Annotated in this window: 24 protein-coding genes; 16 read left to right on the top strand and 8 right to left on the bottom strand. The window is 62.8% G+C overall.

All coding sequences use genetic code 11. The features are described from left to right. Positions 1–13 precede the first annotated feature (13 nt). Positions 14–334 (top strand): thioredoxin, encoded by a 321-nt coding sequence (trxA, locus tag AC13C2_RS17435; RefSeq protein ID WP_092758958.1) that lies wholly within the window; start codon positions 14–16, stop codon positions 332–334. 109 nt (positions 335–443) lie between these two features. On the opposite strand, the gene AC13C2_RS17430 is transcribed toward trxA, so the two are convergent. Both AC13C2_RS17430 and AC13C2_RS17425 read right to left on the bottom strand, forming a co-directional pair. Then, a complete protein-coding gene (locus tag AC13C2_RS17430; RefSeq protein WP_482887590.1) occupies positions 444–818 on the bottom strand; it encodes a SpoIIAA family protein in 375 nt (124 codons plus the stop codon). A 152-nt stretch (positions 819–970) separates the two neighbouring features. Beyond that, entirely contained in the window at positions 971–1,207 is a 237-nt protein-coding gene (locus tag AC13C2_RS17425; protein WP_339642263.1) for a DUF2061 domain-containing protein, read from the bottom strand. A gap of 125 nt (positions 1,208–1,332) precedes the next feature. Between AC13C2_RS17425 and AC13C2_RS17420 the strand changes: the two genes are divergently transcribed. After that, on the top strand, positions 1,333–2,175 hold the full coding sequence (locus AC13C2_RS17420) for a helix-turn-helix domain-containing protein (protein ID WP_474521382.1): 843 nt from the start codon (positions 1,333–1,335) through the stop codon (positions 2,173–2,175). A 143-nt stretch (positions 2,176–2,318) separates the two neighbouring features. Here the strand turns inward: AC13C2_RS17420 and AC13C2_RS17415 are convergent, their stop codons facing one another. Both AC13C2_RS17415 and AC13C2_RS17410 read right to left on the bottom strand, forming a co-directional pair. Next, positions 2,319–3,653, bottom strand: a complete 1,335-nt coding sequence (locus AC13C2_RS17415; protein WP_474521381.1) for an ammonium transporter — start codon at positions 3,651–3,653, stop codon at positions 2,319–2,321. A 26-nt stretch (positions 3,654–3,679) separates the two neighbouring features. Beyond that, positions 3,680–4,018 carry a P-II family nitrogen regulator gene (locus AC13C2_RS17410; RefSeq protein WP_092758968.1) on the bottom strand — a complete coding sequence of 113 codons (339 nt, stop codon included), beginning with the start codon at positions 4,016–4,018 and terminating at the stop codon, positions 3,680–3,682. 256 nt (positions 4,019–4,274) lie between these two features. Between AC13C2_RS17410 and AC13C2_RS17405 the strand changes: the two genes are divergently transcribed. The 8 genes from AC13C2_RS17405 (at position 4,275) to AC13C2_RS17370 (ending at position 13,234) form a co-directional block, all read left to right on the top strand. Next, positions 4,275–6,449, top strand: a complete 2,175-nt coding sequence (locus AC13C2_RS17405; protein WP_092758970.1) for a transglycosylase domain-containing protein — start codon at positions 4,275–4,277, stop codon at positions 6,447–6,449. Between the two features lie 58 nt (positions 6,450–6,507). Beyond that, complete coding sequence (locus AC13C2_RS17400; protein WP_482887589.1) at positions 6,508–8,253, top strand: type I secretion system permease/ATPase; 1,746 nt, start codon at positions 6,508–6,510, stop codon at positions 8,251–8,253. A gap of 56 nt (positions 8,254–8,309) precedes the next feature. Continuing rightward, positions 8,310–9,569 (top strand): HlyD family type I secretion periplasmic adaptor subunit, encoded by a 1,260-nt coding sequence (locus tag AC13C2_RS17395; RefSeq protein ID WP_482887588.1) that lies wholly within the window; start codon positions 8,310–8,312, stop codon positions 9,567–9,569. 108 nt (positions 9,570–9,677) lie between these two features. Next, entirely contained in the window at positions 9,678–10,133 is a 456-nt protein-coding gene (locus tag AC13C2_RS17390; protein WP_092758976.1) for a RidA family protein, read from the top strand. Next, positions 10,130–10,891, top strand: coding sequence for a glycerophosphodiester phosphodiesterase family protein (locus AC13C2_RS17385; protein ID WP_482887587.1), 762 nt, complete (start codon positions 10,130–10,132; stop codon positions 10,889–10,891). Before AC13C2_RS17390 ends, AC13C2_RS17385 begins: the two co-directional genes overlap by 4 nt. A gap of 25 nt (positions 10,892–10,916) precedes the next feature. Next, a complete protein-coding gene (locus AC13C2_RS17380; protein WP_092758980.1) occupies positions 10,917–12,122 on the top strand; it encodes a GNAT family N-acetyltransferase in 1,206 nt (401 codons plus the stop codon). After that, positions 12,119–12,370 (top strand): 4a-hydroxytetrahydrobiopterin dehydratase, encoded by a 252-nt coding sequence (locus AC13C2_RS17375; protein WP_092758982.1) that lies wholly within the window; start codon positions 12,119–12,121, stop codon positions 12,368–12,370. Before AC13C2_RS17380 ends, AC13C2_RS17375 begins: the two co-directional genes overlap by 4 nt. A 15-nt stretch (positions 12,371–12,385) precedes the next feature. Continuing rightward, a complete protein-coding gene (locus AC13C2_RS17370) occupies positions 12,386–13,234 on the top strand; it encodes a mechanosensitive ion channel family protein (protein ID WP_482887586.1) in 849 nt (282 codons plus the stop codon). 16 nt (positions 13,235–13,250) lie between these two features. Here the strand turns inward: AC13C2_RS17370 and AC13C2_RS17365 are convergent, their stop codons facing one another. Together AC13C2_RS17365 and rocF are read right to left on the bottom strand one after the other, a co-directional pair. After that, the gene (locus AC13C2_RS17365) at positions 13,251–14,306 is read right to left on the bottom strand and encodes an ornithine cyclodeaminase (protein WP_482887585.1); all 1,056 of its coding nucleotides are present in this window, start codon (positions 14,304–14,306) and stop codon (positions 13,251–13,253) included. A 46-nt stretch (positions 14,307–14,352) separates the two neighbouring features. Then, complete coding sequence (rocF, locus tag AC13C2_RS17360; RefSeq protein WP_482887584.1) at positions 14,353–15,282, bottom strand: arginase; 930 nt, start codon at positions 15,280–15,282, stop codon at positions 14,353–14,355. Between the two features lie 114 nt (positions 15,283–15,396). Here rocF and AC13C2_RS17355 point away from each other — a divergent pair, with 114 nt between their 5' ends. After that, positions 15,397–15,819 carry an Lrp/AsnC family transcriptional regulator gene (locus AC13C2_RS17355; protein ID WP_092758990.1) on the top strand — a complete coding sequence of 141 codons (423 nt, stop codon included), beginning with the start codon at positions 15,397–15,399 and terminating at the stop codon, positions 15,817–15,819. 2 nt (positions 15,820–15,821) lie between these two features. Here AC13C2_RS17355 and AC13C2_RS17350 read toward each other — a convergent pair whose 3' ends face one another. Beyond that, complete coding sequence (locus AC13C2_RS17350) at positions 15,822–16,310, bottom strand: peroxiredoxin (RefSeq protein WP_092758992.1); 489 nt, start codon at positions 16,308–16,310, stop codon at positions 15,822–15,824. A gap of 74 nt (positions 16,311–16,384) precedes the next feature. Here AC13C2_RS17350 and AC13C2_RS17345 point away from each other — a divergent pair, with 74 nt between their 5' ends. Together AC13C2_RS17345 and rsmD are read left to right on the top strand one after the other, a co-directional pair. Continuing rightward, positions 16,385–17,593 carry an NAD(P)/FAD-dependent oxidoreductase gene (locus AC13C2_RS17345; protein WP_482887583.1) on the top strand — a complete coding sequence of 403 codons (1,209 nt, stop codon included), beginning with the start codon at positions 16,385–16,387 and terminating at the stop codon, positions 17,591–17,593. Positions 17,594–17,600: 7 nt separating this feature from the next. Then, positions 17,601–18,164 (top strand): 16S rRNA (guanine(966)-N(2))-methyltransferase RsmD, encoded by a 564-nt coding sequence (gene rsmD, locus AC13C2_RS17340; RefSeq protein ID WP_092758996.1) that lies wholly within the window; start codon positions 17,601–17,603, stop codon positions 18,162–18,164. A gap of 70 nt (positions 18,165–18,234) precedes the next feature. On the opposite strand, the gene AC13C2_RS17335 is transcribed toward rsmD, so the two are convergent. Then, complete coding sequence (locus AC13C2_RS17335; RefSeq protein ID WP_482887582.1) at positions 18,235–19,260, bottom strand: TRAP transporter substrate-binding protein; 1,026 nt, start codon at positions 19,258–19,260, stop codon at positions 18,235–18,237. 175 nt (positions 19,261–19,435) lie between these two features. Between AC13C2_RS17335 and recQ the strand changes: the two genes are divergently transcribed. From recQ to yaaA, 3 genes are read left to right on the top strand one after another with little or no spacing between them, the layout of a single operon-like run. Next, complete coding sequence (gene recQ / locus AC13C2_RS17330; protein ID WP_482887581.1) at positions 19,436–21,469, top strand: DNA helicase RecQ; 2,034 nt, start codon at positions 19,436–19,438, stop codon at positions 21,467–21,469. Beyond that, a complete protein-coding gene (locus AC13C2_RS17325; RefSeq protein WP_245737463.1) occupies positions 21,470–21,892 on the top strand; it encodes a DUF1801 domain-containing protein in 423 nt (140 codons plus the stop codon). A gap of 30 nt (positions 21,893–21,922) precedes the next feature. Further along, positions 21,923–22,693 (top strand): peroxide stress protein YaaA, encoded by a 771-nt coding sequence (gene yaaA / locus AC13C2_RS17320; protein ID WP_424338297.1) that lies wholly within the window; start codon positions 21,923–21,925, stop codon positions 22,691–22,693. Positions 22,694–22,712 lie beyond the last annotated feature (19 nt).

The raw sequence follows: 22,712 nt of genomic DNA, 5'->3' as shown, positions 1-22,712 counted from the left end.
TCAGGAGAACACCATGGCTACGATCGCCGCCACCGACGCTACTTTCGATGAAGTCGTCAAGCAGTCCGATATCCCGGTCGTCGTTGATTTCTGGGCGGAATGGTGTGGCCCCTGCAAGCAGATCGGCCCCGCGCTCGAGGAGCTTTCGGCGGAATACGACGGCAAGATCAAGATCGTGAAGGTCAATGTCGACGAAAACCCCGGCAGCCCGGCGGCCCTGGGCGTTCGCGGCATTCCGGCGCTGTTCCTGTTCAAGGGTGGCGAAGCGGTAGATCAGAAAATCGGCGCTGCACCCAAAGCCGCGCTGAAGGACTGGATCGACGCCGCTGTCTGAAATTCGCGATTTAAATTTTCTCGGTTATTGAAAACTTCCCGACCCCCGGATGCGTCAGCATTCGGGGGTCTTCTTGTTTCCACATTGAGAAAGCCCGGATCGCTATCGGTCAGGTTTGCGTAGCGGCAAGCCATGCCTCGGCTTCGTCTTGCTCATCGAGTTCGAAACTGCGGATGTCGAGGCCGGGAAAGAGCGCGCCTTCGAATTCGGCGGCCTTCCTGAGCCAGTCGGAATCGCTGAGAAGGGCGCATCTGTCGAATTTTCCGATCAACCCAAACAGCTTTGGCAGACGGCTCATCTCGACACCGATTGCCCCCAAAGTGGGCAGGGAAAAATCGGTGATCCTGTAATACATGCGCCCGTTTTTCACGTCTTCGGACGCCGCGATCAGCTTGTCCAACCCATCCCGCATGGCATCCGCATCGAGGCTGCCACTGAGGTCAATGTCCACACGATTGGCAGAGCGCTTGGTGATCTTGAGCATGTCGGCCTCCTTTTGAAGTCTGGGGCATCCTCTTGATGATTGTCGGACCTGGCATTGATCCTGGTCAAGCAGGCGGTCAGATCTGCCCCGGTTTGAACACTCCAAACCGGCATGGAGATCAGTGCCACTGCCGAACCCATACTGAAATCCGATTATGAGCCGGTCTTGATCTCCACTATGGCAGAGCCGTTTTTCCTGCCCCAGGAGACTCTGGACCATACCATTTCATGCAGGAAATACGAAATGAAACCGGTTACGGAGCCGACGATGGCTATGCCGCTGCTTGCCATGACCGAACCTGTGAAAAGGTAACTGATCAGCGTCATCATGATGAACCCCGCGACCTGCCATGTAGCTGACTTGGTAACGAGGCGGATCGTGCTGTCCATTGATGAATTCTCTGCGAAAAGTCGGGTGCTTCCTGCTGGTTACCTGCGATGCCCACGAATGGACATTAGGTCAATTTGCTGCGTAAAATCGATTTTGGTGTTTTATATCTACAAAGGGGGTAAAAATGGACAAGCGTATCCGTGCTGACGTGTTCCGGACCCGCCTTCAAGAAGCCATGTCGCTCAAAAAGGTTACCAGAAGCGCGCTGTCCAGAGCCGCCAATGTCGATCGGTCGACGATTGGTCAGCTTCTCAAAAACGATTATCCCCGTCTGCCAAATGCGCAATTAGCTGCTGATATTGCAGGCGCCCTGAGCGTCAGCACCGACTGGTTGCTGGGCCTGACGAACAGGCCAGAAGCTCCGGGCGACATCGTAGCGGCCGCAATGTCTCTAAGCCCGGCAGAACGCACGTCGGCTGACGAACAGCTTCTTGAATGGCATCGCGAAGCTGAGGGTTACAAAGTACGTCATGTTCCGGCGACTTTACCCGATATCCTGAAGACCGAGCGGATGTTGCAGTGGGAATATGCGTCGTTTCGCGAGAAGCGGCTTCCCGAAGCCTTCGCCGCCATGCAAAATCAGCTCCAATGGCTGTCATCAGGCGTTTCCGACTACGAGATCGCCCTGCCGCTTCACGAAATCGAGGCCTGCGCGGCCGGGACGGCCTATTACAAGGGCGTCAGCAGAGATGTCCGGTTCGAACAACTGAATTTCCTTGCTGATCAGTGCGATCAGATGTTTCCGCGGCTGCGGATATTCCTGTTCGACGCACATAGGGTCTTTAGCGCACCGGTCACTGTTTTCGGCCCGAACCTTGCCGTTGTTTACGTCGGCCAATGCTATCTCGCATTCCGTGAAGTCGAACGCGTAAAGTCACTGACAAACCACTTTGACTGGCTGGTACGAGAGGCGATCGTGGATGCGCGTGACGTTCCTTTTCATATTCGCTCGATGATGGATCAGTAACTTCGCCGTCTCCCGGTTTCGACCGCACCACGAAACATTGCTGAGCGGCGAAGGTCCGCATTGTCCCGCATGGTCGGCCTACGAGATGGAAAGCCCCCGACCGCGTGCGCGACCGGGGGCTCGTCCCGTAGTTGCATCAGGGCTCAGCCGCGGGCGAACTCGGGGTAGGCTTCCATCCCCAGTTCGGCCATGTCGAGGCCGCTGATCTCGGCCTCCTCGGACACCCGGATACCGCCCAGCGCCTTGAGGATGAACCACACCAGCAAGCTGAAGATGAAGACGAAGGCACCGATCGCCACGAAGCCCAGAAGCTGGGTCGCGAAGGATGTGCCCTCCGTGTAGACCGGAACTACCATTGTGCCCCAGAACCCCGCGACCAGGTGAACCGGGATGGCACCGACAACATCGTCGATTTTCATCTTGTCCAGGGCCGGGACTGCCAACACCACAATCACGCCGCCGACCGCACCGATCCACAGTGCTCCAAACAGCGTCGGATCGAGGGGGCCTGCGGTGATGGACACGAGGCCCGCCAACGCACCGTTCAGAACCATCGTCAGATCGACCTTCTTGTAGAGGACCTGCGTCAGGATCAGCGCCGCGACGGCACCGGCGGCGGCCGCCATGTTGGTATTCGCGAAGATACGGCTGATGTCGGTCACGTCACCGATGGAACCCATGGCCAGTTGCGATGCACCGTTGAATCCAAACCAGCCCATCCAAAGGATGAACGTGCCCAGGGTCGCAAGCGCCAGGTTCGAGCCGGGCATCGGAACGACGCGGCCTTCCTTGGTGTATTTGCCCAGACGCGGGCCCAACACGATCGCACCCGCCAGTGCGGCGAACCCTCCGGTAGCATGGACCAGGGTCGAACCGGCAAAGTCCGAGAATCCGGCCTCCGACAACCAGCCGCCGCCCCACTGCCACGAGGCCTCGATCGGATAGATGACGCCGGTCAGCACCACCGTGAAGATCAGGAACGGCCAGAGCTTGATGCGCTCGGCCAGAGTGCCTGAAACGATTGACGCGGTGGCGGCGACGAACATCAGCTGGAAAAAGAAGTCCGAACCGACGGACGCATAGGTCACGTCGACCACGTCCGCACCGGCACCCACAGGCTCCAGCGATGCGGGCGCGAACAGTTTGCCCAGATAGCCCACGATGGTCCAGTCGTCGCCAGGATACATTATGCCGTAGCCGATCAGCCAATACATGAGCGCAGCAATGGAAAAGAGAGCGATATTCTTGGTCAGCTGCATCGTCACATTCTTGGACCGGACGAGACCGGCTTCCAGCATGGAGAAACCGGCGGCCATCCAGAACACCAGAAAGCCACCGATAAGAAACAGCAGCGTGTTGAAGATATAAGCGGTGTCCGCGAAAGTCGCGAATTCGGGTGCGGCCGCGTCCTGCGCGGTGCCCATCGTGGGCAAAGCGAGGAGCATTGCCCCGAGAAGAAGTGAGTTGTGGAGTTTCATGTCAATCCTGTCCCCTTGAATGTCGATCAGATCGCGTCGTCGTTCAGCTCGCCGGTGCGCACGCGCACGGCCTGGCTAACGTCGAGGACGAAGATTTTGCCGTCGCCGATCTTGTCGGTCTTGGCGGTGGCGGCAATGGTCTCTACGACCTGGTCGGCCATGGCGGAGGGCACCACGATCTCCAGCTTGACCTTCGGCACGAAGTTTACGGCGTATTCGGCTCCACGATAGATTTCGGTGTGACCCGACTGGCTTCCGAAGCCCTTGATCTCCGTCACCATCATGCCGCGCACGCCGAGGGTGGTCAGTGCCTCTCGGACCTCCTCCAGCTTGAACGGCTTGATTGCTGCGATGATGAGTTTCACATCAATTCCCCTTGTCATTGCGATCCACAGACCGGACGACGGCAGATCACGAACCCGCAGGGGGAGGCGCAACGTGTAGGCAGGCTTGGCAGGTTCACTCCGTACCCGATGCCCGGATTTTCGCCTGTTTTCGAGGCAAAGCATAAAATTTAGGCATATCAAATATGCTGCACCTGCGAAGGATTTGAGGTTCGGGGTGCACAATCGACTCGCATCGCCATATATTGGCGAAAACCCTCTAACGGGATGAGCAGCAATGGCACGATCTGGCAAAACCCGTCTGGTCGCCGACAAACGGCGGACAACGCCCAGGGGCGAAAAACCCGCCGCGAAACCGGCCCGCAAAAGGCGTGCCAAGCCCACCGCCCGCAAGTCGCGCGGCCTTCTGGGCTGGCTACTCCTGCCATTCGGTTTGCTGATCCGGCTGGGCTGGGCGTTGGCGTGGCGTGGGGCAGCGATCGCGGCTGCCATCCTGCTGGCGGCGACGATCTACAATTATGCCCGCATTCCTGACATGGCCACGCTGTCCGACGGGCGGGCGCGCGGGTCCGTCACATTGCAGGATCGCGAGGGGCAGACATTTGCCTGGCGCGGTGACAATTTCGCCGGGCTGATCACGCTGGATGGGGTGTCGACTCAACTGTCGAATGCCGTCGTGGCCAGTGAGGATAAGCGATTCTATAAACACTTCGGCGTCAGCCCCCGCGGCATCGTCGGTGCCATGCGTAGCAATATGCAGGCCGGACGGGGGCCGTTTTCGGGCGGCGGTGGCTCGACCATCACACAGCAGGTCGCCAAGCTTCTGTGTCTGGGACAGGACTGGGACCAGACCCTTGGCATGACCGAAGCGCAGTTCGAGGCCGACTGCCGCGTCGGAAGCGTGTGGCGCAAGCTGAAGGAAATTCCCTATGCCTTGGCGCTGGAGGCGAAGTTCACCAAGGATGAGATCCTGGCGATCTATCTGAACAGGGCTTATCTTGGGGCTGGTGCGCGGGGTTTCGCCGCCGCCAGCCAGCGATATTTCGGCAAATCGGTCGCACGGCTGAACCCGTCCGAGGCGGCTATGCTTTCGGGTCTGCTGCCCGCGCCCAGCTACTACGCACCGACCAACAACCTGCAACGTGCGCAGGACCGGGCCGAAACTGTGCTGCGCCTGATGCGCGAGCAGGGCTATCTGACCAGTGCGGAGTTCGCTCAGGCCCTCGAACAGCCCGCCACCCTCTCGTCCGCCGCAGGGCAGGACACTGGCGGGTATTTCGCGGATTGGGTCATGTCGGCCGGTCCCGACTTCCTGACCGGCGAGACGACAGAAGATGTTCTGGTCCGGACCACTCTCGATCAGCGTATCCAGAAGGCCGCCGAGGATGCCCTGGCCGCGGTTTTCGAGGCCAGTGTCAGTCCGGAGTCCGAGGCGCAGGGCGCTATCGTCGTGATGTCCGCCGACGGCGCGGTCCGCGCGATGGTCGGCGGGCGCGACACGCGGGGCGGCGGGCAATTCAATCGCGCCATCCAGGCAGTTCGCCAGACCGGTTCCAGCTTCAAACCTTTCGTCTATGCCGCGGCGCTGGATCTGGGAATGCGGTTTGACGACTACATTCTGGATGCACCGTTAACACTGAACATCCCCGGGTCGGGTGCGTGGTCGCCCGAGAACTACAGCCGCAATTACGCCGGAGAAGTCACGCTCACAGATTCGCTGGCGCGGTCGCTGAATACATCGACCGTACGGCTGTCGGAACAGGTCGGTCGGGATGTGGTCCGCAAGGTGGCCACCGATTTCGGGATCAACAGCGACCTGGCGGCCGGCCCTGCCCTGGCCCTGGGGGCAAGTGAATCCACCCTGCTGGAAATGACCGGAGCCTATGCCGGTATCCTGAATGGCGGCACCAGCGTCACACCCTATGGACTCAGTTCGCTGACTCTGCGTGGCGACGACGTGCCGCTCGTCGATCACGAAAGCGGTCTGGGGGAACGGGTCATTCAGGAAAACGCCGCGCGACAGCTTGTCTACATGATGTATCAGGGCGTCGAGAGGGGCACCGGCAAGCGCGCCAAGCTGCCCGATGGCCGCCCGGCAGCGGGTAAGACCGGCACCACCAGCAGCTATCGCGACGCATGGTTCATCGGCTTCACTGGGGATTACGTCGCGGGCGTCTGGATGGGATATGACGACAATTCGCCCCTGACCGGCGTGACGGGCGGCGGCTTGCCCGCCGAAATCTGGCGCGAGACGATGGTGCGTGTGCAGGAGGGTCTGCCGGTCCGGCCCCTGCCGATGATCGACGCCGAGGCCGAGGCACGCCCCGCCCCCGCCCCGCAGGTCGTTCAGCAGCGGCCCGCACCGCAACAGCCCCAGCATCAGCAGCCGCAACCCGATCTGGCGGAGCGGATATTGATGGATGTTCTGGGTGGAATTTTCCGTCGCAATTGACGGTCTGTTCATTCCTCTGACGCTAAAAGACGCGGCCCGATAACGGAGTCCGCACCGCATGCCACCCCCGTGCCGAACCACGCGCCCCTCGGGCAGTGAGGAGGTCGCCGCCATCCGCCGGGCGTCGGCCGCTTCGATGAGGATGGTTTTCGTGTTCTCGATGGCGGTGAACCTTCTGATGCTGACCGGCCCGGTCTACATGCTTCAGGTCTACGACCGGGTTCTGGGTTCAAGATCCGAAGAAACGCTTGTCGCACTGTCAGTCGTGGCAACATTCCTGTTTGTCATGATGGGTGTGCTGGATCATGCCCGCGGGCGTGTCATGGCGCGGGTCGGCGCGGAGTTTCAGGCCCGGTTGGACGGCCGCGTCTTCGCCGCGCATCTGCGCCATTTGTCGCTGACCCCCGGTGGGGCGGGCGGGCGCAATCCGCTGCGGGATGTCGAGGCTGTGCAGCGGCTGATGTCCTCACCTGTCTTTCTCGCCCTGTTCGACATCCCCTGGACGCCGCTGTTCATCGCGGCGATCTTTCTGTTCCATCCGATGCTGGGGCTTCTTGCCCTTGCCGGTGGGGTCGCGCTGATCGCGCTGGCCTTGATCAACCAGTTGATGGCATCCGGACCGATGGCGCAGGCAAATCTGGCCACTGCGCGCGCCGAACTGACGGCACAGCAACTCGCATCCGAGGCGGAACTCGTTCAGTCTCTGGGCATGCGCGGCGCCGCCTTCGCCCGTTGGATGAAGACGCGAGGCCGGTCTCTGACGCAATCGATGATGTTCTCGGACCGCTCGGGGCTGTTTACCGTGACGACCAAGACGCTGCGGCTGTTCCTGCAATCGGCAATGCTGGGTCTCGGGGCATGGCTGGTCTTGCGGGGCGAGATGACGGCTGGCGCGATGATCGCCGGATCCATCCTTCTGGGGCGCGCGCTGTCGCCCATCGAAATGGTGATCGGCCAATGGCAGATGATCCATGCGGCGCGACGCGGGCGTTTGTCGGTGATCGAGTTGCTGGACACGATCCCCGCCGAAGTGGTGCGCACACCCCTGCCCCGCCCGAGGGCGCGGCTGGTCGCCGAGAATGTGACGATGGTGCCTCCGGGTGCGACCCAGGCCAGCCTGCGGGCAGTGTCCTTCGTGCTGGCCCCAGGTCAGGCGATGGGCGTCATCGGACCGTCTGGCGCGGGCAAGACGTCGCTGGCCAAAGCCATTACCGGAGCATGGCCCACCGCAGGCGGTCGCATGCGACTGGACAGCGCGACGCTGGAACAATACGACCCCGACGTTCTGGGCAGTTATATCGGCTATCTGCCGCAGACGGTGACATTGTTCGACGGCACCATCGGCGAAAATATCGCCCGCCTTCAATCCGATGCAGACCCGGCACTGATCGTCAAAGCCGCAAAGAAAGCCGCCGCGCACGAGATGATCCTTCAGCAACCAGCAGGTTACGACACGCCTGTGTCTGCCGTCGGGGGCCGATTGTCGGGAGGGCAGATCCAGCGCATCGGTCTGGCCCGCGCAATGTTCCGCGACCCCGAGATTCTGGTCCTGGACGAGCCGAACTCGAACCTCGACAACGACGGAACGATGGCGTTGAACCGCGCGATCAAGGCCATGAAGGATGCGGGTGGCGCAGTCATCATAATCGCGCACCGCCCCGCCGCGATTCAGGAATGCGATCTGCTTCTGATGCTGGAGCATGGCGCACGCGCTGCCTTCGGCCCGCGCGAGGAAGTCTTGCAGAAACGCGTAAAAAACTACGTCCAGATCGCGGGTGGCGCGCGACCGGGGACTATGTCGTGATGTGCACCGCTGGCCCTGGCCCTGATCTGGCGCAATATTCCACTGCAAGGCCACTGATGCTGGGAATTCTGGCCCTTCTGTTGCTGATCGGCGGGTTCGGGTCATGGGCACTGACGGCGGAAATCTCAGGCGCAATCGTAACTTCGGGGCGGATTGCGGTCGACCGGAACCGGCAGGTCGTGCAACACCCGGACGGCGGCGTCGTGACCGAAATCCTGGTACGCGACGGCGATATGGTCGAAGCCGGTCAGGTGCTGATCCGGCTTGACCCGACTGCGCTGCAATCGGATGCCGATATCCTGAGGAGTCAGATCCTCGAACTCGAGGGACGCGCAGCGCGCCTGATGGCCGAAAGGGACGGGGCGCAGCTGCTGACCTTTCCCGCCGGTCTGCTGACCGCAGGGCAGGTCCGCCGCGACGTGGCAGAGACCATTGCAGGACAGCGCAACCTTTTCGCGACCCGCAGCACCGCGCGCAGTCGCGAGGTCGAACAGCTGACCCGCCGCAAGGAGCAGATCGCCAACCAGATTTCCGGGGTCGCCGCCCAATCCGCCGCGCTGCGGCGTCAGCTGGTGCTACTGCGTCAGGAACTGGTGGCCCAGCAGACCCTTCTGGCAAGCGGCCTGACTCAATCCTCCCGCGTGCTGGCGTTACAACGGGACGAAGCCGGACTGCTGGGGCAACTGGGCGAATTCAGCGCCTCGGTGGCCGAATTGCAGGGCCGCATGACCGAAATCGATCTGGAAATCCTCAAACAAGGCAACCGCACGCGCGAAGATGCGATCACGGAATTGCGGGACCTGCGATCCCGTCAGATGGAGATTGCGGAACGTGACCGTGCCGTGCGCGCGCGCATGTCCCGTCTCGACATCACCGCTCCGGTTGCCGGAATCGTCCATGACATGCAGGTCTTTGCCCAGCGCAGCGTCATTCGCGCAGCCGACCCGGTTCTCTATCTCGTGCCGCAGGACCGGCCGCTGGTAATCATCACTCAGGTCGATCCGATCCATGTCGATCAGGTGTATCCCGGACAACCTGTGACCCTGCGCCTGCCTGCCTTCGACGCACGGATCACGCCAGAGTTGTTTGGCCATATCCGTCGCGTATCGCCCGATGCCCTGACTGATCCGGCGACGGGACTGACGTATTATCTGGCGGAGGTGCAGCCCGACGCCGGGGAAATCGCGCGGCTCGACGGTCAGGTTCTGCTTCCGGGCATGCCGGTCGAGGCCTATCTGCGGACTGGCGACCGCAGGGTGCTGGCCTATCTCGTCAAGCCGATGACGGATTACTTCAAGCGCGCGTTTCGGGAATAGTCTTCGTGCGGACATGTGTCTCCCCTCGAATGCCACGCGTCCGGACATCTGCTTGGCATCGGCGGTTCGGCATGTCAGCAATCGTGCGACAATAACAGGAGTTGCCCGATGTCCTATACCGAGACCCTTGCAAAGTTGGGCGTAACCCTGCCCGATGCCCCGGCCCCGGCCGCCAACTATGTGCCTGCCGTCCGCTCGGGCGACCTGCTGTTCGTCTCGGGCCAGATCAGCAACGGTCCGGACGGGCTGATCAAGGGACGGCTGGGTGATGATATGTCGGTCGAGGACGGTGCCGCCGCCGCCCGCGCCTGTGCGATCAGCCTGCTGGCACAGGTCAAGGCGGCCTGCGGCGGCGATATCGAACGGCTGGAGCAGGTCGTCAAGCTGACCGCCTTCGTCAACTGCACGCCCGAGTTCGAGGATCAGCCCAAGGTCGTGAACGGTGCATCGGACTTTCTGGTTGAAGCGCTGGGCGATGCGGGGCGCCATGCGCGATCCGCTGTCGGTGCCATTCTTCCATTCGGTGTCGCCGTCGAGATTGAAGGAATTTTTCGCATAAAATGACCCTGCCCGCAGCATTTCTGAAGGGACATATCGCGCACCGTGGCCTGCACGGGATCGGGGCCGATGGGGTCGGACGACCCGAGAACTCCATGGCGGCCTTCCGCGCCGCGGTGGAACTTGGTGTCGCCATCGAACTTGACCTTCAACCGTCGTCCGACGGTCATGCCATGGTGTTTCACGACTACGATCTGGCTCGTCTGACCGTGCGAGATGGCAAAGTCGGTTCGTTCACGGCAAAGGCTCTCTCCCAGACCGGCTTGCGAGGCGAAGATGCAGGCATACCTACCCTGGAAGCGGTGCTTGAGATGATTGCCGGGCGTGTGCCTGTCCTGATCGAGGTCAAGGATCAGGATGGGCAGATGGGTCCCGATGTTGGCCCCCTGGAAGCGGCGGCGATGGCGACACTGGACGGTTATGTTGGCGACGTCGCGGTGATGTCGTTCAACCCGCATTCGGTCGCCTGTTTTCAGCGCGATGCGCCACATCTGTCGCGCGGGTTGGTGACTTCCGCCTTTGATGCCGATCATTGGCCCGAACTGACGGAGTCCACACGGGACCACTTGGCCGCAATCCCAGATTTCGACAGACTGGGGTGCGATTTCATAAGCCATCAGGCCGATGCGCTGAATATGCCCCGCGTGTCCGAGTTGAAGCGCGCTGGGGCCGCGATCCTGTGCTGGACGATCCGATCTCCGGCGCAGGAGGCCGAGGCGCGCAAAATCGCCGATGCCGTCACGTTCGAAGGCTACTTGCCCTGATGCGTAACGGCCCCACCTGTTGCCCATGACCAAATCCGTCCTCAAGTCCGAAGCCGAAATTGCGATCCATGTCGTGCCGTCGCTGGCCGATATCGACGCCGCCGACTGGGACGCCTGTGCCAGTCCCGAAACGGCGGACGGTGGCTCGCCGAATGACCCGTTCACGACGCATCGGTTCCTGCGCGCGCTGGAAACATCCGGGAGCGTCGGGCCGGGCACCGGCTGGCAACCGCAATATCTGATAGCAAAGTCAGGACAGGACATCATTGCCTGCGCGCCGCTCTATGCCAAAGGGCACAGTCAGGGCGAATACATCTTCGACCATGCCTGGGCGCAGGCTTGGGAGCGGGCGGGCGGCGATTATTATCCCAAGCTGCAACTGGCGGTTCCGTTTACCCCTGCAACCGGGCGGCGGTTCCTGTTGCGACCGGGATACGAGGACGTCGGGTTTAAGGCGTTGGTTCAGGCGGCGGTGCAGGTGACGGAGCAAAACGGGCTGTCGTCGCTGCACATCACGTTCTGCACCGAAGACGAAAGGGCGGCGGGCGCGGCGCTGGGCCTGATGGAACGATCAAGCCAGCAGTTCCACTGGTTCAACGACGGATATGAAGCGTTCGATGAGTTTCTGGCGGCACTCAGTTCCCGCAAGCGCAAGACAATCCGCCGTGAACGCGCCGTCGCGCAGGGGTTCGGCGGCGAAATAAATACCTACACCGGCGATACGCTGCGGCACGAGCATTGGGATGCTTTCTGGCGGTTCTATCGCGACACCGGCGCGCGCAAATGGGGCACACCATATCTGACCCGCGCGTTCTTCGATCAGGTGCAGGAAACGATGCGCGACGACGTCATGCTGGTTCTGGCCGAACGCGATGGCGTGCCAGTGGCGGGCGCGCTGAATTTCATCGGACGCGATGTGCTCTATGGGCGCTACTGGGGCGCGGTCGAGCATCACCCGATGTTGCATTTCGAGCTGTGTTATTATCAGGCCATCGACCTTGCCATCGAACGCGGCCTGTCGCGGGTCGAGGCCGGGGCGCAGGGCGATCACAAGCTTGCGCGCGGCTATCTGCCGGTGACCTGCCACAGCCTTCACCATATTCCGAATGAAGGCTTCCGTCGCGCCGTGGAGCAGTTTCTTGAGGCCGAGGCACAGGCCGTGGAGGAGGACATCGAAGTTCTGACCGGCTATGGTCCGTTTCGGCGCATCGCGCAGGAGGAACAGGAATGACCTATATGGAAATCCCCGAGGGCTGGTCCGGTGGCGCAGACGCGATCACGCGGCAGTTCAAGTTCGAAAACTTCTCGCAGGCATGGGGGTTCATGACCCGCGTGGCCCTTTTGGCAGAGGCTGCGAACCATCACCCTGACTGGCGCAATGTCTGGAACCGGGTGGACATTCGGCTGACGACGCATGATGCGGGCGGCCTGACGCAAAAGGATATCGACCTTGCGCGTGCTATCGACAAACTGACCTGAAAGACGCCCTTCGATATGAACGAACTCCTCTCGACCGAAGTCTACGCCGGGCGCACGCTGGGCGATTTCATTTCCTTCGACTATCTGGCGGGCATTCTGGGCAATGTGCTGTCCGCCATTGTGGTCCTCGTCATTGGCCTGATGGTCGCGGGATGGGTCGCGGGGCGGATTTCGGGGCTGTCGCACAGGCACAAGCGGCTGGACGACACGTTGTTCGATTTTCTGGCGAACCTTGCGCGATACGCCATCATCGGACTGTCGTTCCTGATTGTGCTGAACACCTTCGGAATTCAGACGACGTCTTTGGTGGCCGTCATCGGTGCCGCGGGTCTGGCCATCGGTCTGGCGTTGCAAGGCACGCTTTCGAACGTGGCGGCGGGTGTGATGTTGATTTTCTTCCGGCCCATCAAACTGGGCGATTTTGTCACGATCAATGGCGAGTCCGGAACGGTGAAGGCGATCAACCTGAACTTTACGGAACTGGCCAGCATCGGCAACGTTCAGATCATCATCCCAAACTCCGAAGTCTGGGGAAACACGATTACCAATTACTCCGCCTATGATACGCGGCAGGCGGAGTGGACGTTCGGGGTTGGCTACTCCGCCAATCTGGATACGGTCGAACAAGTTATCCGCGACACGATCTCCGCCGACCCGCGATTTCTGGCCGACCCTCCGCCGACCGTCAAAGTCACCGAGTTAGGCGCGAGCAGCGTTGATTTCATGGTTCGCGCCTGGGTGCCACGGACGGAATTCTTCGCCTATTGGAAGGACATGAACCGCGAGGTGAAGCTGGCGCTGGACGCGGCCGGGGTGGAAATCCCATTCCCCAATCGCACCGTGCATATCGTCAAGGAAGACTGATCGCGCGCAGTCCGGTTCAGGTCTCTGCGGCCCGCACCAGCATCCCGAACAGGTCGCGCGGATCATCCGGATCGGCCAGCATGTCCAGATCGACATAGTATCCTGTTCGCCGGGCCGCATCGTGGATGTGGCACAGCGCGCTGAAATCCTCGGTCGCAAAGCCGACGCTGTCGAACAGGGTGATCTGATCGCGTGACGTCCGGCCCGTTGCCTTTCCCGCAATCACGCGCCACAGCTCGGTCACAGGATGATCGTCGTCAAGTTGCTGGATCTCGCCCTCGATGCGCGTCTGCGGCGGATACTCCACGAAAATATCCGAGCGCTTCAGGATGTCGCGATGCAGCTCCGTCTTGCCGGGACAATCGCCGCCGATCGCGTTGAGGTGGACGCCCGCGCCCACCATGTTGTCGGTCAGAATCGTCGCTTGTTTCTTGTCCGCCGTGCATGTGGTGATGATCTGCGCGCCCGCGATAGCGTCTTCGGCCGTGGTGCAGGACGTGACCTTCAACCCCGTTGTCGCCAGATTGCGCACCGCCTTGGCCGTGGCGTCCGGGTCGATATCGTAAAGCCGCACTTCTTCGATACCCAGAACGTGATGGAAGGCCAGCGCCTGAAACTCGCATTGCGCGCCGTTGCCGATCATCGCCATGACCTTTGCGTCTTTCGGGGCCAGATGGCGGGCGGCCACCACGGACGCCGCCGCCGTGCGCAGCCCCGTCAGAATCGTCATTTCGGACAGCAGGATCGGGTAACCGTTGTCGACCCGAGCCAGAACCCCGAAAGCCGTCACGGTCTGGAACCCGCGCCCCATGTTCGCCGGGTGCCCGTTGACGTATTTGAACCCATACCGCTCGCCGTCCGAGGTCGGCATCAACTCGATTACCCCTTCGGCGGAATGGGCGGCCACGCGGGGGGTCTTGTCGAACTCTTCCCAGCGCAGGAAATCCGCCTCGATCCGGTCGGCGATGGCGGCGATGGTCTCGGCCACGCCATCGCCATTCACGATGCGCATCATGTTGTGGACCGACACAAAGGGCACCATGGCCATGCGGGATGGGTTCAGGTCGGTCATGATGTGGCCTTTCGGGGTGATCGTGAAATACGGGCGGCGCGGGACGTCATCCTCGCGCCCGCGTTGGACGGTCGAGGACGGATTTACCGAACAGCGAGGCGACGAAATCCACCATCAGACGGGCTGTCTTGCCGCGCTCGTCCATGAAGGGGTTCAGCTCCGCGATGTCCAGCGATGTCACCAGTCCGCTGTCGTGCAGCCATTCCATCACCAGATGCGCCTCGCGGAAAGTCGCGCCGCCGGGAACGGTTGTGCCGACGGCAGGTGCGATGTCCGGCTCCAGGAAATCGACGTCGAAGCTGACGTGCAGATGTCCGTTCGCCGCCTCGACCCGGTCAAGAAAGGCACGCAGCGGCGCGGCAATGCCGTGTTCGTCGATGGCGCGCATGTCGGCCACCTGAATCTCGGTGCGGGCCAGTGCCGCCTTTTCATGCGGATCGACGGACCGCAGCCCGATCATGCAGATATTCGCCGGATCGACCCGCGCGGGCAAAACGGGGAACTGCGGCGAGAAATCTGACAGGCCGGTAAAATACGCGACCGGAGTGCCGTGCAGGTTGCCGCTGTCGGTGCTGTCGAAGTCGTGGATATCGGAATGCGCATCCAGCCACAGCACGAACAACGGACGACCGTCCGTTTCGGCACGGGCGGCCATGGCCGGGACCGTGCCCGCCGCCATCAAATGATCGCCGCCCATGAAAACTGGAATCGTGTCCTGGGTCACCTTGCCCGCCGCCGCCTGCAACGCACGCACCCAACCTGCGCAGAGGTCCAGGTCGCGGATGGTCTGGTTTTCGGTCGCGGGCACGCTCAGAACCTCGGGGGAGACGTCGCCCGCATCCGTCACATCATGCCCCAGCACCGTCAGTGTCGCGGCAAGATCAGCCGTTCGCAGGGCATCCGGCCCCATCAGGCAACCGCGCCGCCAGGCACCGGTCTGAATGGGCGCGCCGAGAAGGGTGATGTGCTTGGCCATGGGATGCTCCGGATTGTTCGGGCCAGTTGATCCTGCTGGAGCGGCAGTCGAAAGCGGGATATGAGGTCAAATCGGTCGACGTTTCGACCAATATGATCAATCGGAGCAATCATAATGGACGATCTCGACCACCGGCTTCTGGTGCAACTCTCCAAAGACGGACGGGCTGGCATTTCGACACTTGCCGCAAGGCTGGGCGTCACCCGCGCCACTGTGCGGGCCCGAATGGAGAAGTTGTCGCAGGTCGGCGAAATCCTGGGCTATCGGGCAGTTCTCAAGAGCGATCTGGCGTACCGCCCGGTGCGTGGCATTATCCTGATCGAGATCGAGGGCAAGGGTGCGGCTCGCGTCAGCCGCACGCTGGCCGCCATGACGGAAGTCGAAGCTGTGCATTCCACTCATGGTCGCTGGGACCTGATCGCCGAGCTGGGTGCCGATACATTGGAGGCACTGGACACGACGCTCAACCGTATCCGTCTGATCGACGGCGTGTCACGGTCGGAAACCAATCTGTACCTCGCGACACGCCGGGCCTGAAATCAGAGCTCGGACAGAAGCGACTCTCCGGCCGTCATCTCGCAGACGCCGGTGGCTTCTTCAACGTGCAGCGTTCTGACCACACCATCGTCGACCAACATTGCATAGCGCTTCGACCGACCGATCAGACCGGCAGGCGGCGCGGTGAAATCCATACCGATAGCCTTGGTGAACGTGCCGTCCGCATCGGCCAGCATGTGCAAACCCGCCTCAGTCGCGCCCGTCGCCTCGCCCCAGGCTTTCATCACGAAAGGGTCATTCACCGATACGCAGACGATGGTATCCACACCCTTGGCCGCGAACCCGTCCCTGGTGCGGATGAAACTGGGCACATGGGCCGACGAACAGGTTGGCGTATAGGCGCCCGGCACGGCGAAGACGGCGATGGTCTTGCCGCGTCCGATCTCGGACAGGGAGACCGTCTCGGGGCCATCGTCGCCGATCCGGATCAGCTGCGTATCGGGCAATCTGTCACCTTGGGATATGGCCATGGATGGTTCCTCGCGTTTGAAGTTTCTGAAGCCGGGATATAGCTGTCCGTTAACAGACGACCAGAGGGAACGACATGCAGCACATTGCCGTAATCGGTGCCGGTCAGGCCGGGGCCACCCTGGTCGAGACGCTGCGCAAGCAGGGCTTCGACGGACGCCTGACTCTTTGGGGGGATGAGGCGGAACTGCCGTATCAGCGCCCGCCGCTGTCCAAGGCCTACCTGCTGGGCGAGATGACGCGCGACCGGCTGCATCTGCGGCCCGCATCTTTCTATGACGACCAGCGGGTGGAGGTTCACACCGGCATCCGGATCACCGCGCTGGACCCCGTCGCAATGACCCTGACCCACACAGGCGGAACTGAAACCTGCGATACCATCATCCTCGCCACCGGGTCGACGCCGCGCCGCCTGCCCGCCGACATCGGGGGCGATCTGCCGGGCGTCTTCGCCGTGCGCACGCTCGCGGATATCGACGCGCTGGAGCCGCATATCCGCGCGGACGGCCACCTGCTTATCGTCGGCGGCGGTTATATCGGTCTGGAAGCCGCCGCTGTCGCCCGCAAACGCGGCATGCGCGTCACGCTGCTTGAGGCGGCCCAAAGAATTCTCAGCCGGGTGTCCTGCCAGGATACGGCGCTCTGGTTCGCCGACCGTCACCGGGCCGAAGGCGTCGAAATCATCGAGGACGCGGCTCTGGCCCGTCTCACCGGGTCCGATCACGTCAGCGGCGCGGTCCTGTCGGATGGGACCAGTTTCAAGGTCGATGCCGTGGTTTGCGGCATCGGTGTCGCGCCCAATGTCGACTTGGCCAAGGCAGCAAAGCTGGAAGTGAATGACGGAATCGCGGTGGATGACCGCGGGCGCACCTCCGCTCCCGGCATCTGGGCGGCGGGCGACTGCTGTTCCTTTCCGTGGCGCGGGCGGCGCATCCGGCTCGAATCCGTCCCCAATGCCATCGATCAGGCGGAGGTCGTAGCCCGTAACGTGCTGGGAGCGGACGAAGCCTATGTCGCCAAACCGTGGTTCTGGTCCGATCAATACGACGTCAAACTGCAGATCGCGGGCCTGAACACCGGTTTCGATCACGTAATCGTTCGCGATGGCACCCCCACGGGCGGCGGTCGGTCGCACTGGTATTTCAAGGGCGACACCTTGCTGGCCGTCGACGCGATGAACGATCCGCGCGCCTATATGGTCGGCAAGCGCCTGATCGAGTCGGGCCGCTCCCCTGACGCGGGGGCCGTCGCCGACGGATCGACCCCGATCAAGGACCTGATGTGAGCCGCGCATGAGGATCATCGGCGGGGCGTGGCGCGGCCGTCGCCTGACCGCGGTGGGCAAGGGCGATACGGCAGCCCATCTGCGCCCGACCACCGACCGCGTCCGCGAGTCCATTTTCAATCTGCTGGTCAACGGCGGCCATGGCGATGTGCTGACCGACGCACGTGTTCTCGACGTCTTCGCCGGCACCGGCGCACTGGGGCTGGAGGCGCTCAGCCGGGGGGCCGCGTCCGCCACCTTCATAGAACAGGGGCGCAAATCGCTGGCGATCCTGCGCGACAACATAGCGCTGCTTGGCGCCGACGCACGTATCATCGCCCGCGATGCGCGCAGGCCGGGCGACGGCACGGCCCACGATCTGATCTTCCTTGATCCACCCTATGGGCAACGTCTTGGCGAGACAGCCATCGCGGCACTGCGGACCGGCGGCTGGCTGGCCCAAGACGCCCTCATCGTCTGGGAGGAGTCGATGCCCCCGACCCTCTCCGACCTGACCCCAATCGACCAGCGGCGTTATGGCGATACCTTCGTCACCCTGGCCCGATCGCAAAAAGGGCTGGCGAACCCATAGGCCGCCGCGCCTTCCTCCTGGCCGAAATATCCCGGGGGGTGCGGGGGCTGGCCCCCGCGTCCCGTCCGGATCACTCCGCCGCCATCATCGCCTGCGCGTCCGCCACCAATCCGGCTCCATCAAGCCCCCTGGCCGTCATCTCGACGATCCAGTCAGCCGTGACCTCCTGGCCCAGGGCCACGATCTCGGCGGTGACTTCGGTCGACAGGGTCGCGATCTGGTTGTCCGTCGCCTCGACCACCAGACGTCCCTCGGCGTCGCCAAGGTCGTGCGCGCGCCCCGCCCAGGCCGAGGCCATCAGACCCGAATTCGCGTCGATCACCGCTTTCAGGTCGTCCGGCAGACCGTCGTAGACGGCCTTGTTCATCGCCCAGATGAAATACAGGTTGTACAGCGACTGGTCGCCCGCGACGTCGGTGTGGCTGTCCGTCAACTCGTCCAGTTTCAGCGAGGGGACCTGCTCCCATGTGATGACACCGCCGTCCAGCACGCCCTTGGCCAGCGCCTCTGGAAAGGCCGGGACGGGCATTCCGACGGGGTTCGCGCCCAGCTTGGCCAGCAACAGCGTGGCTGGCCGGGACGGGCCACGCAGGTTCAGACCCCTGAAATCCGCGACCGATTCAGGTGCGGGACCCTTCTTGTGGACCAGACCGCGTCCGTGCATGTGCGCCGCGATGATCTGAACGTCGGCGAAATCGTCCATCAGGTATTTTTCGGTGAAGGCCCAGGCCGCTCGCGATGCGGTTTCCGCGGATTTGGGCGTCATGAACGGCAGCTCCAGTGCCTCGGCCTCGGGGAACCGACCGGGCTGGTAGCCGGGAATGACCCAGCCGCCATCGACCGCGCCGTCCGCGATCAGGTCATACATGTTCGGAGCCGACCCGCCCAGCTGCATGAAGGGATATAGCTCGACCTTGATGCGACCGTTCGACTGCTCCTCGATGGCATCGGCCCAGGGCTGCATGAAATACTTCGGATTGGCCGAATTCGGGCTCACGAAATGCTGGAACCGCAGCGTAACTTCCTGCGACAGCGCTGGGGCCGCGAGTGGGGTGGCGAATGTCAGGGCGATCAGGGCAGTGCGAAGGATGGACATCGTAGGTCCCCCATATTTTGCGTCAGGGCCCCTTACTTACCACCGCCTGTAGCACCGCGAAAGGCAAAATTGAGAACGATTCTCATGTCATCGATTCTTACTATCCTCCCGTTGCCCTCTTGTTTCCGGATTCGGCATATGGGAGTCCGGCAAAAACCAATCTGGAAAAGCCGCGATGCCCGACGCCCGGGACCTTCTGCCCTCCATCTTCGGATTCGACGCCTTCCGCCCCGGTCAGGAGGAGATAGTCGATGCCGTCGTCGCCGGGCGCGATGTGTTGGCGATCATGCCGACAGGGGGCGGCAAATCCCTGTGCTTCCAATTGCCCGCACTGGTGCGCGACGGGCTGACTGTCGTGATCTCACCCCTGATCGCCCTGATGCGCGATCAGGTGCGGGCCCTGCAGGAGGCGGGCGTCAATGCCGGTGCCCTGACCTCGGGCAACACCGAGGAGGAGACCGAAACCGTCTGGCAGGCCATCGAAGACGGGTCGCTCAAGCTCCTCTACATTGCCCCCGAACGTCTGGCCTCGGGCGGTACGGAACGGATGCTGAAACGCGCCAACTGTACGCTGATCGCCGTCGACGAGGCCCATTGCGTCAGCCAGTGGGGCCACGATTTCCGCCCCGATTACCTGCGCATCGGTGCGCTGCGGCAAACGCTGGACGTGCCTCTTGCCGCCTTCACGGCAACCGCCGATGCCGAAACCCGCGCCGAGATCGCCAGCCGCCTGTTTGCGGACGAACCGCAGGTGTTCCTGCATGGCTTCGACCGGCCCAATATCACCCTGACCTTCCAGCCCAAGGACGGCCCGCGCCGCCAGATCCTGTCGTTCGCCGCCGCGCGCAAGGGCCAGTCAGGCATCGTTTACTGTGGCACGCGGTCCAAGACCGAGGGCATCGCCCGCGCCCTGCGCGACGACGGCCATGCCGCCTGCCACTACCATGCCGGAATGGACGCCGATGACCGGCGCGATGTCGAGCGGCGGTTTCAACAGGAAGACGGTCTGATCGTCGTCGCCACCGTCGCCTTCGGCATGGGCATCGACAAGCCCGACATTCGCTGGGTCGCCCACTCCGACCTGCCGAAGTCGATCGAAAGCTACTATCAGGAGATCGGCCGCGCCGGTCGCGATGGTGCCCCCGCCGATACGCTGACTCTGTTCGGGGCCGACGACATCCGATACCGCCGCCAGCAGATCGACGAAGGTCTGGCCCCACCGGAGATGCGCGCCGCCGACCACACCCGCCTGAATGCGCTTCTGGGTCTGGCCGAGGCGCAGATCTGCCGCCGCGTGACCCTGCTGGGCTATTTCGGCGAAACGCCCGCGCCCTGCGGCAATTGCGACCTCTGCGAGAAACCCCCCGAACTATTCGACGCCACGACCGAGGTGCGCAAGGCGCTGTCGGCCATGCTGCGGACCGATGAACGCTTCGGCACCGGTCATCTGGTCGACGTGCTGACCGGAACGGAGACCGACAAGACCCGCCGTTTCGGCCACGACAGCCTGCCGACATGGGGCGCGGGCCGAGATACGCCGAAACCGCAATGGCAGGCGATCTTCCGACAGATGATGGGCCTTGATCTGGTGCGCCCGGATGGCGAACGCCACGGCGCGCTGCGGATGACCGATCCGGCACGCCCGATTCTGCGCGGCGAGGCCAGCGTCACTCTTCGCAAGGACACGATCACGCGGGCCGAGCGCCGCCCGGCCGTCAAGCAACTGGTGTCCGATGAGGACGCCCCCATGTTGTCGGCGCTCAAGGCCAAGCGCCGCGCGCTGGCCGAAGCGCAGGGCGTCCCCGCCTATGTCGTCTTCACTGACAGGACGCTGATCGAAATGGCCGAAACGCGTCCCGCGACACTGGATGCCATGGCCGGAATCTCGGGCGTCGGTGCGACCAAACTCGAGCGCTACGGCGCGACATTCCTGTCAGTCCTGACCGGCGAAACCCCTGACCCCGTCCACCCCGCCCGCCGCAAGCTGGCCGGGCGGGGCGAGGGCGAAATTTACGACAAGCTTCTATCGGTGCAGAACGATCTGACCCGTGGCGATACCGGGACCGACAAGCCGATGACCTGCTCGTCCTCGCAACTGGCCAAAGTCGCCCGCGCCCGCGCCGATGCGGCGGACATCACCCGCATTCTGGGTGATCGCCACGCCGAGCGGTTCGGCGAGGCGTTCCTCGAAATCCTGCGGGAAGCCTAGATGATGGCCATACCCGTCGATCCGCCATTTCAGACCGACGCGGTCGCGCAGGTTTTCGGTGCCTTTCCCGATGCAGCCTGCGTCGACCTGCTGCGTCTTCGAGCGTTGATCTTCGCGACCGCCGCCGAAATCCCCGACCTCGGCCCGCTGACTGAAACGCTGAAATGGGGCCAGCCCGCCTATCTGCCCGCGGCGCCCCGTATCGGCACGGCAGTCCGACTAGGTATATCCAAGCCCAGCGGCACAGCGCTGTTCGTGCATTGCCAGACCAGCCTGATCGCCGATTTCCGCCAGACCTTCCCCGACACGCTGACGACCGAAGGCACCCGCGCCGTGATCTTCGCCCCCGGTAGCGCGCTGCCCGATGCGCCCCTCCGCCTGCTGATCCGCGACGCTTTGACCTATCATCGCAAACGGGGTTGAGCCTGCGGCCATGCCGCCTAAACTCCGCCAATGCTGACTGTCCTCTCCCCCGCTAAATCCCTCGATTTCGATCCGGTCGATATCGCCCCGACGCCGCCGCGGTTCCCCGAGGAGACGTCAAGTCTGGTACGAACCGCGCGCCGGAAGGGGATCAGGGACCTGCAGGACCTGATGAGTATTTCGGAAAAGCTTGCCCGTCTGAACCGCGACCGTTTCCGCGACTGGGACATCGCACCCGAAAAGCCCGCGATCTTCGCCTTTGACGGCGATACCTATACCGGGTTTGACGCCGCAACCCTGACGGACGACGCCCTGCGCCACGCCCAGACGCATCTGCGCATTCTGTCCGGCCTGTATGGCCTGCTGCGCCCGCTCGACGCGCTGAAACCGTATCGTCTGGAAATGGGCAGTCGGCTGGCGACGCGCCGCGGAAAGGACCTTTACGCCTTCTGGGGTGACCGAATCGCTACTGTCCTGAACGACGATGCGGCGGAAAGCGGCGCAACGCACCTGCTCAACTGCGCCAGTCAGGAATATTTCGGCGCGGTCCGGACTGGAACCCTTGCGTTGCCGGTCGTCACGCCCAGCTTCCTTGAAGACAAACCCGGCGGCCCGAAGATGATAAGCTTCTTCGCCAAACAGGCACGCGGCGCGATGGCGCGTTTCGTGGTCGACAACCGCCTGACCGATCCCGCGGACCTGCGCGGTTTCACGACTGGCGGCTATGTCTATCAACCCGACCGATCGGCCCCGGACCGACCGGTTTTCCTGCGCCCCGACCAAGCCGCCAAAGCTGCCTGAATACGTCTTGGCTGCGGAA

The organism is Jannaschia sp. L-14R (genome assembly GCF_056857695.1).
Note: the sequence above shows the minus strand (reverse complement) of the source record. Positions and strands in the feature narration are given on the sequence as shown.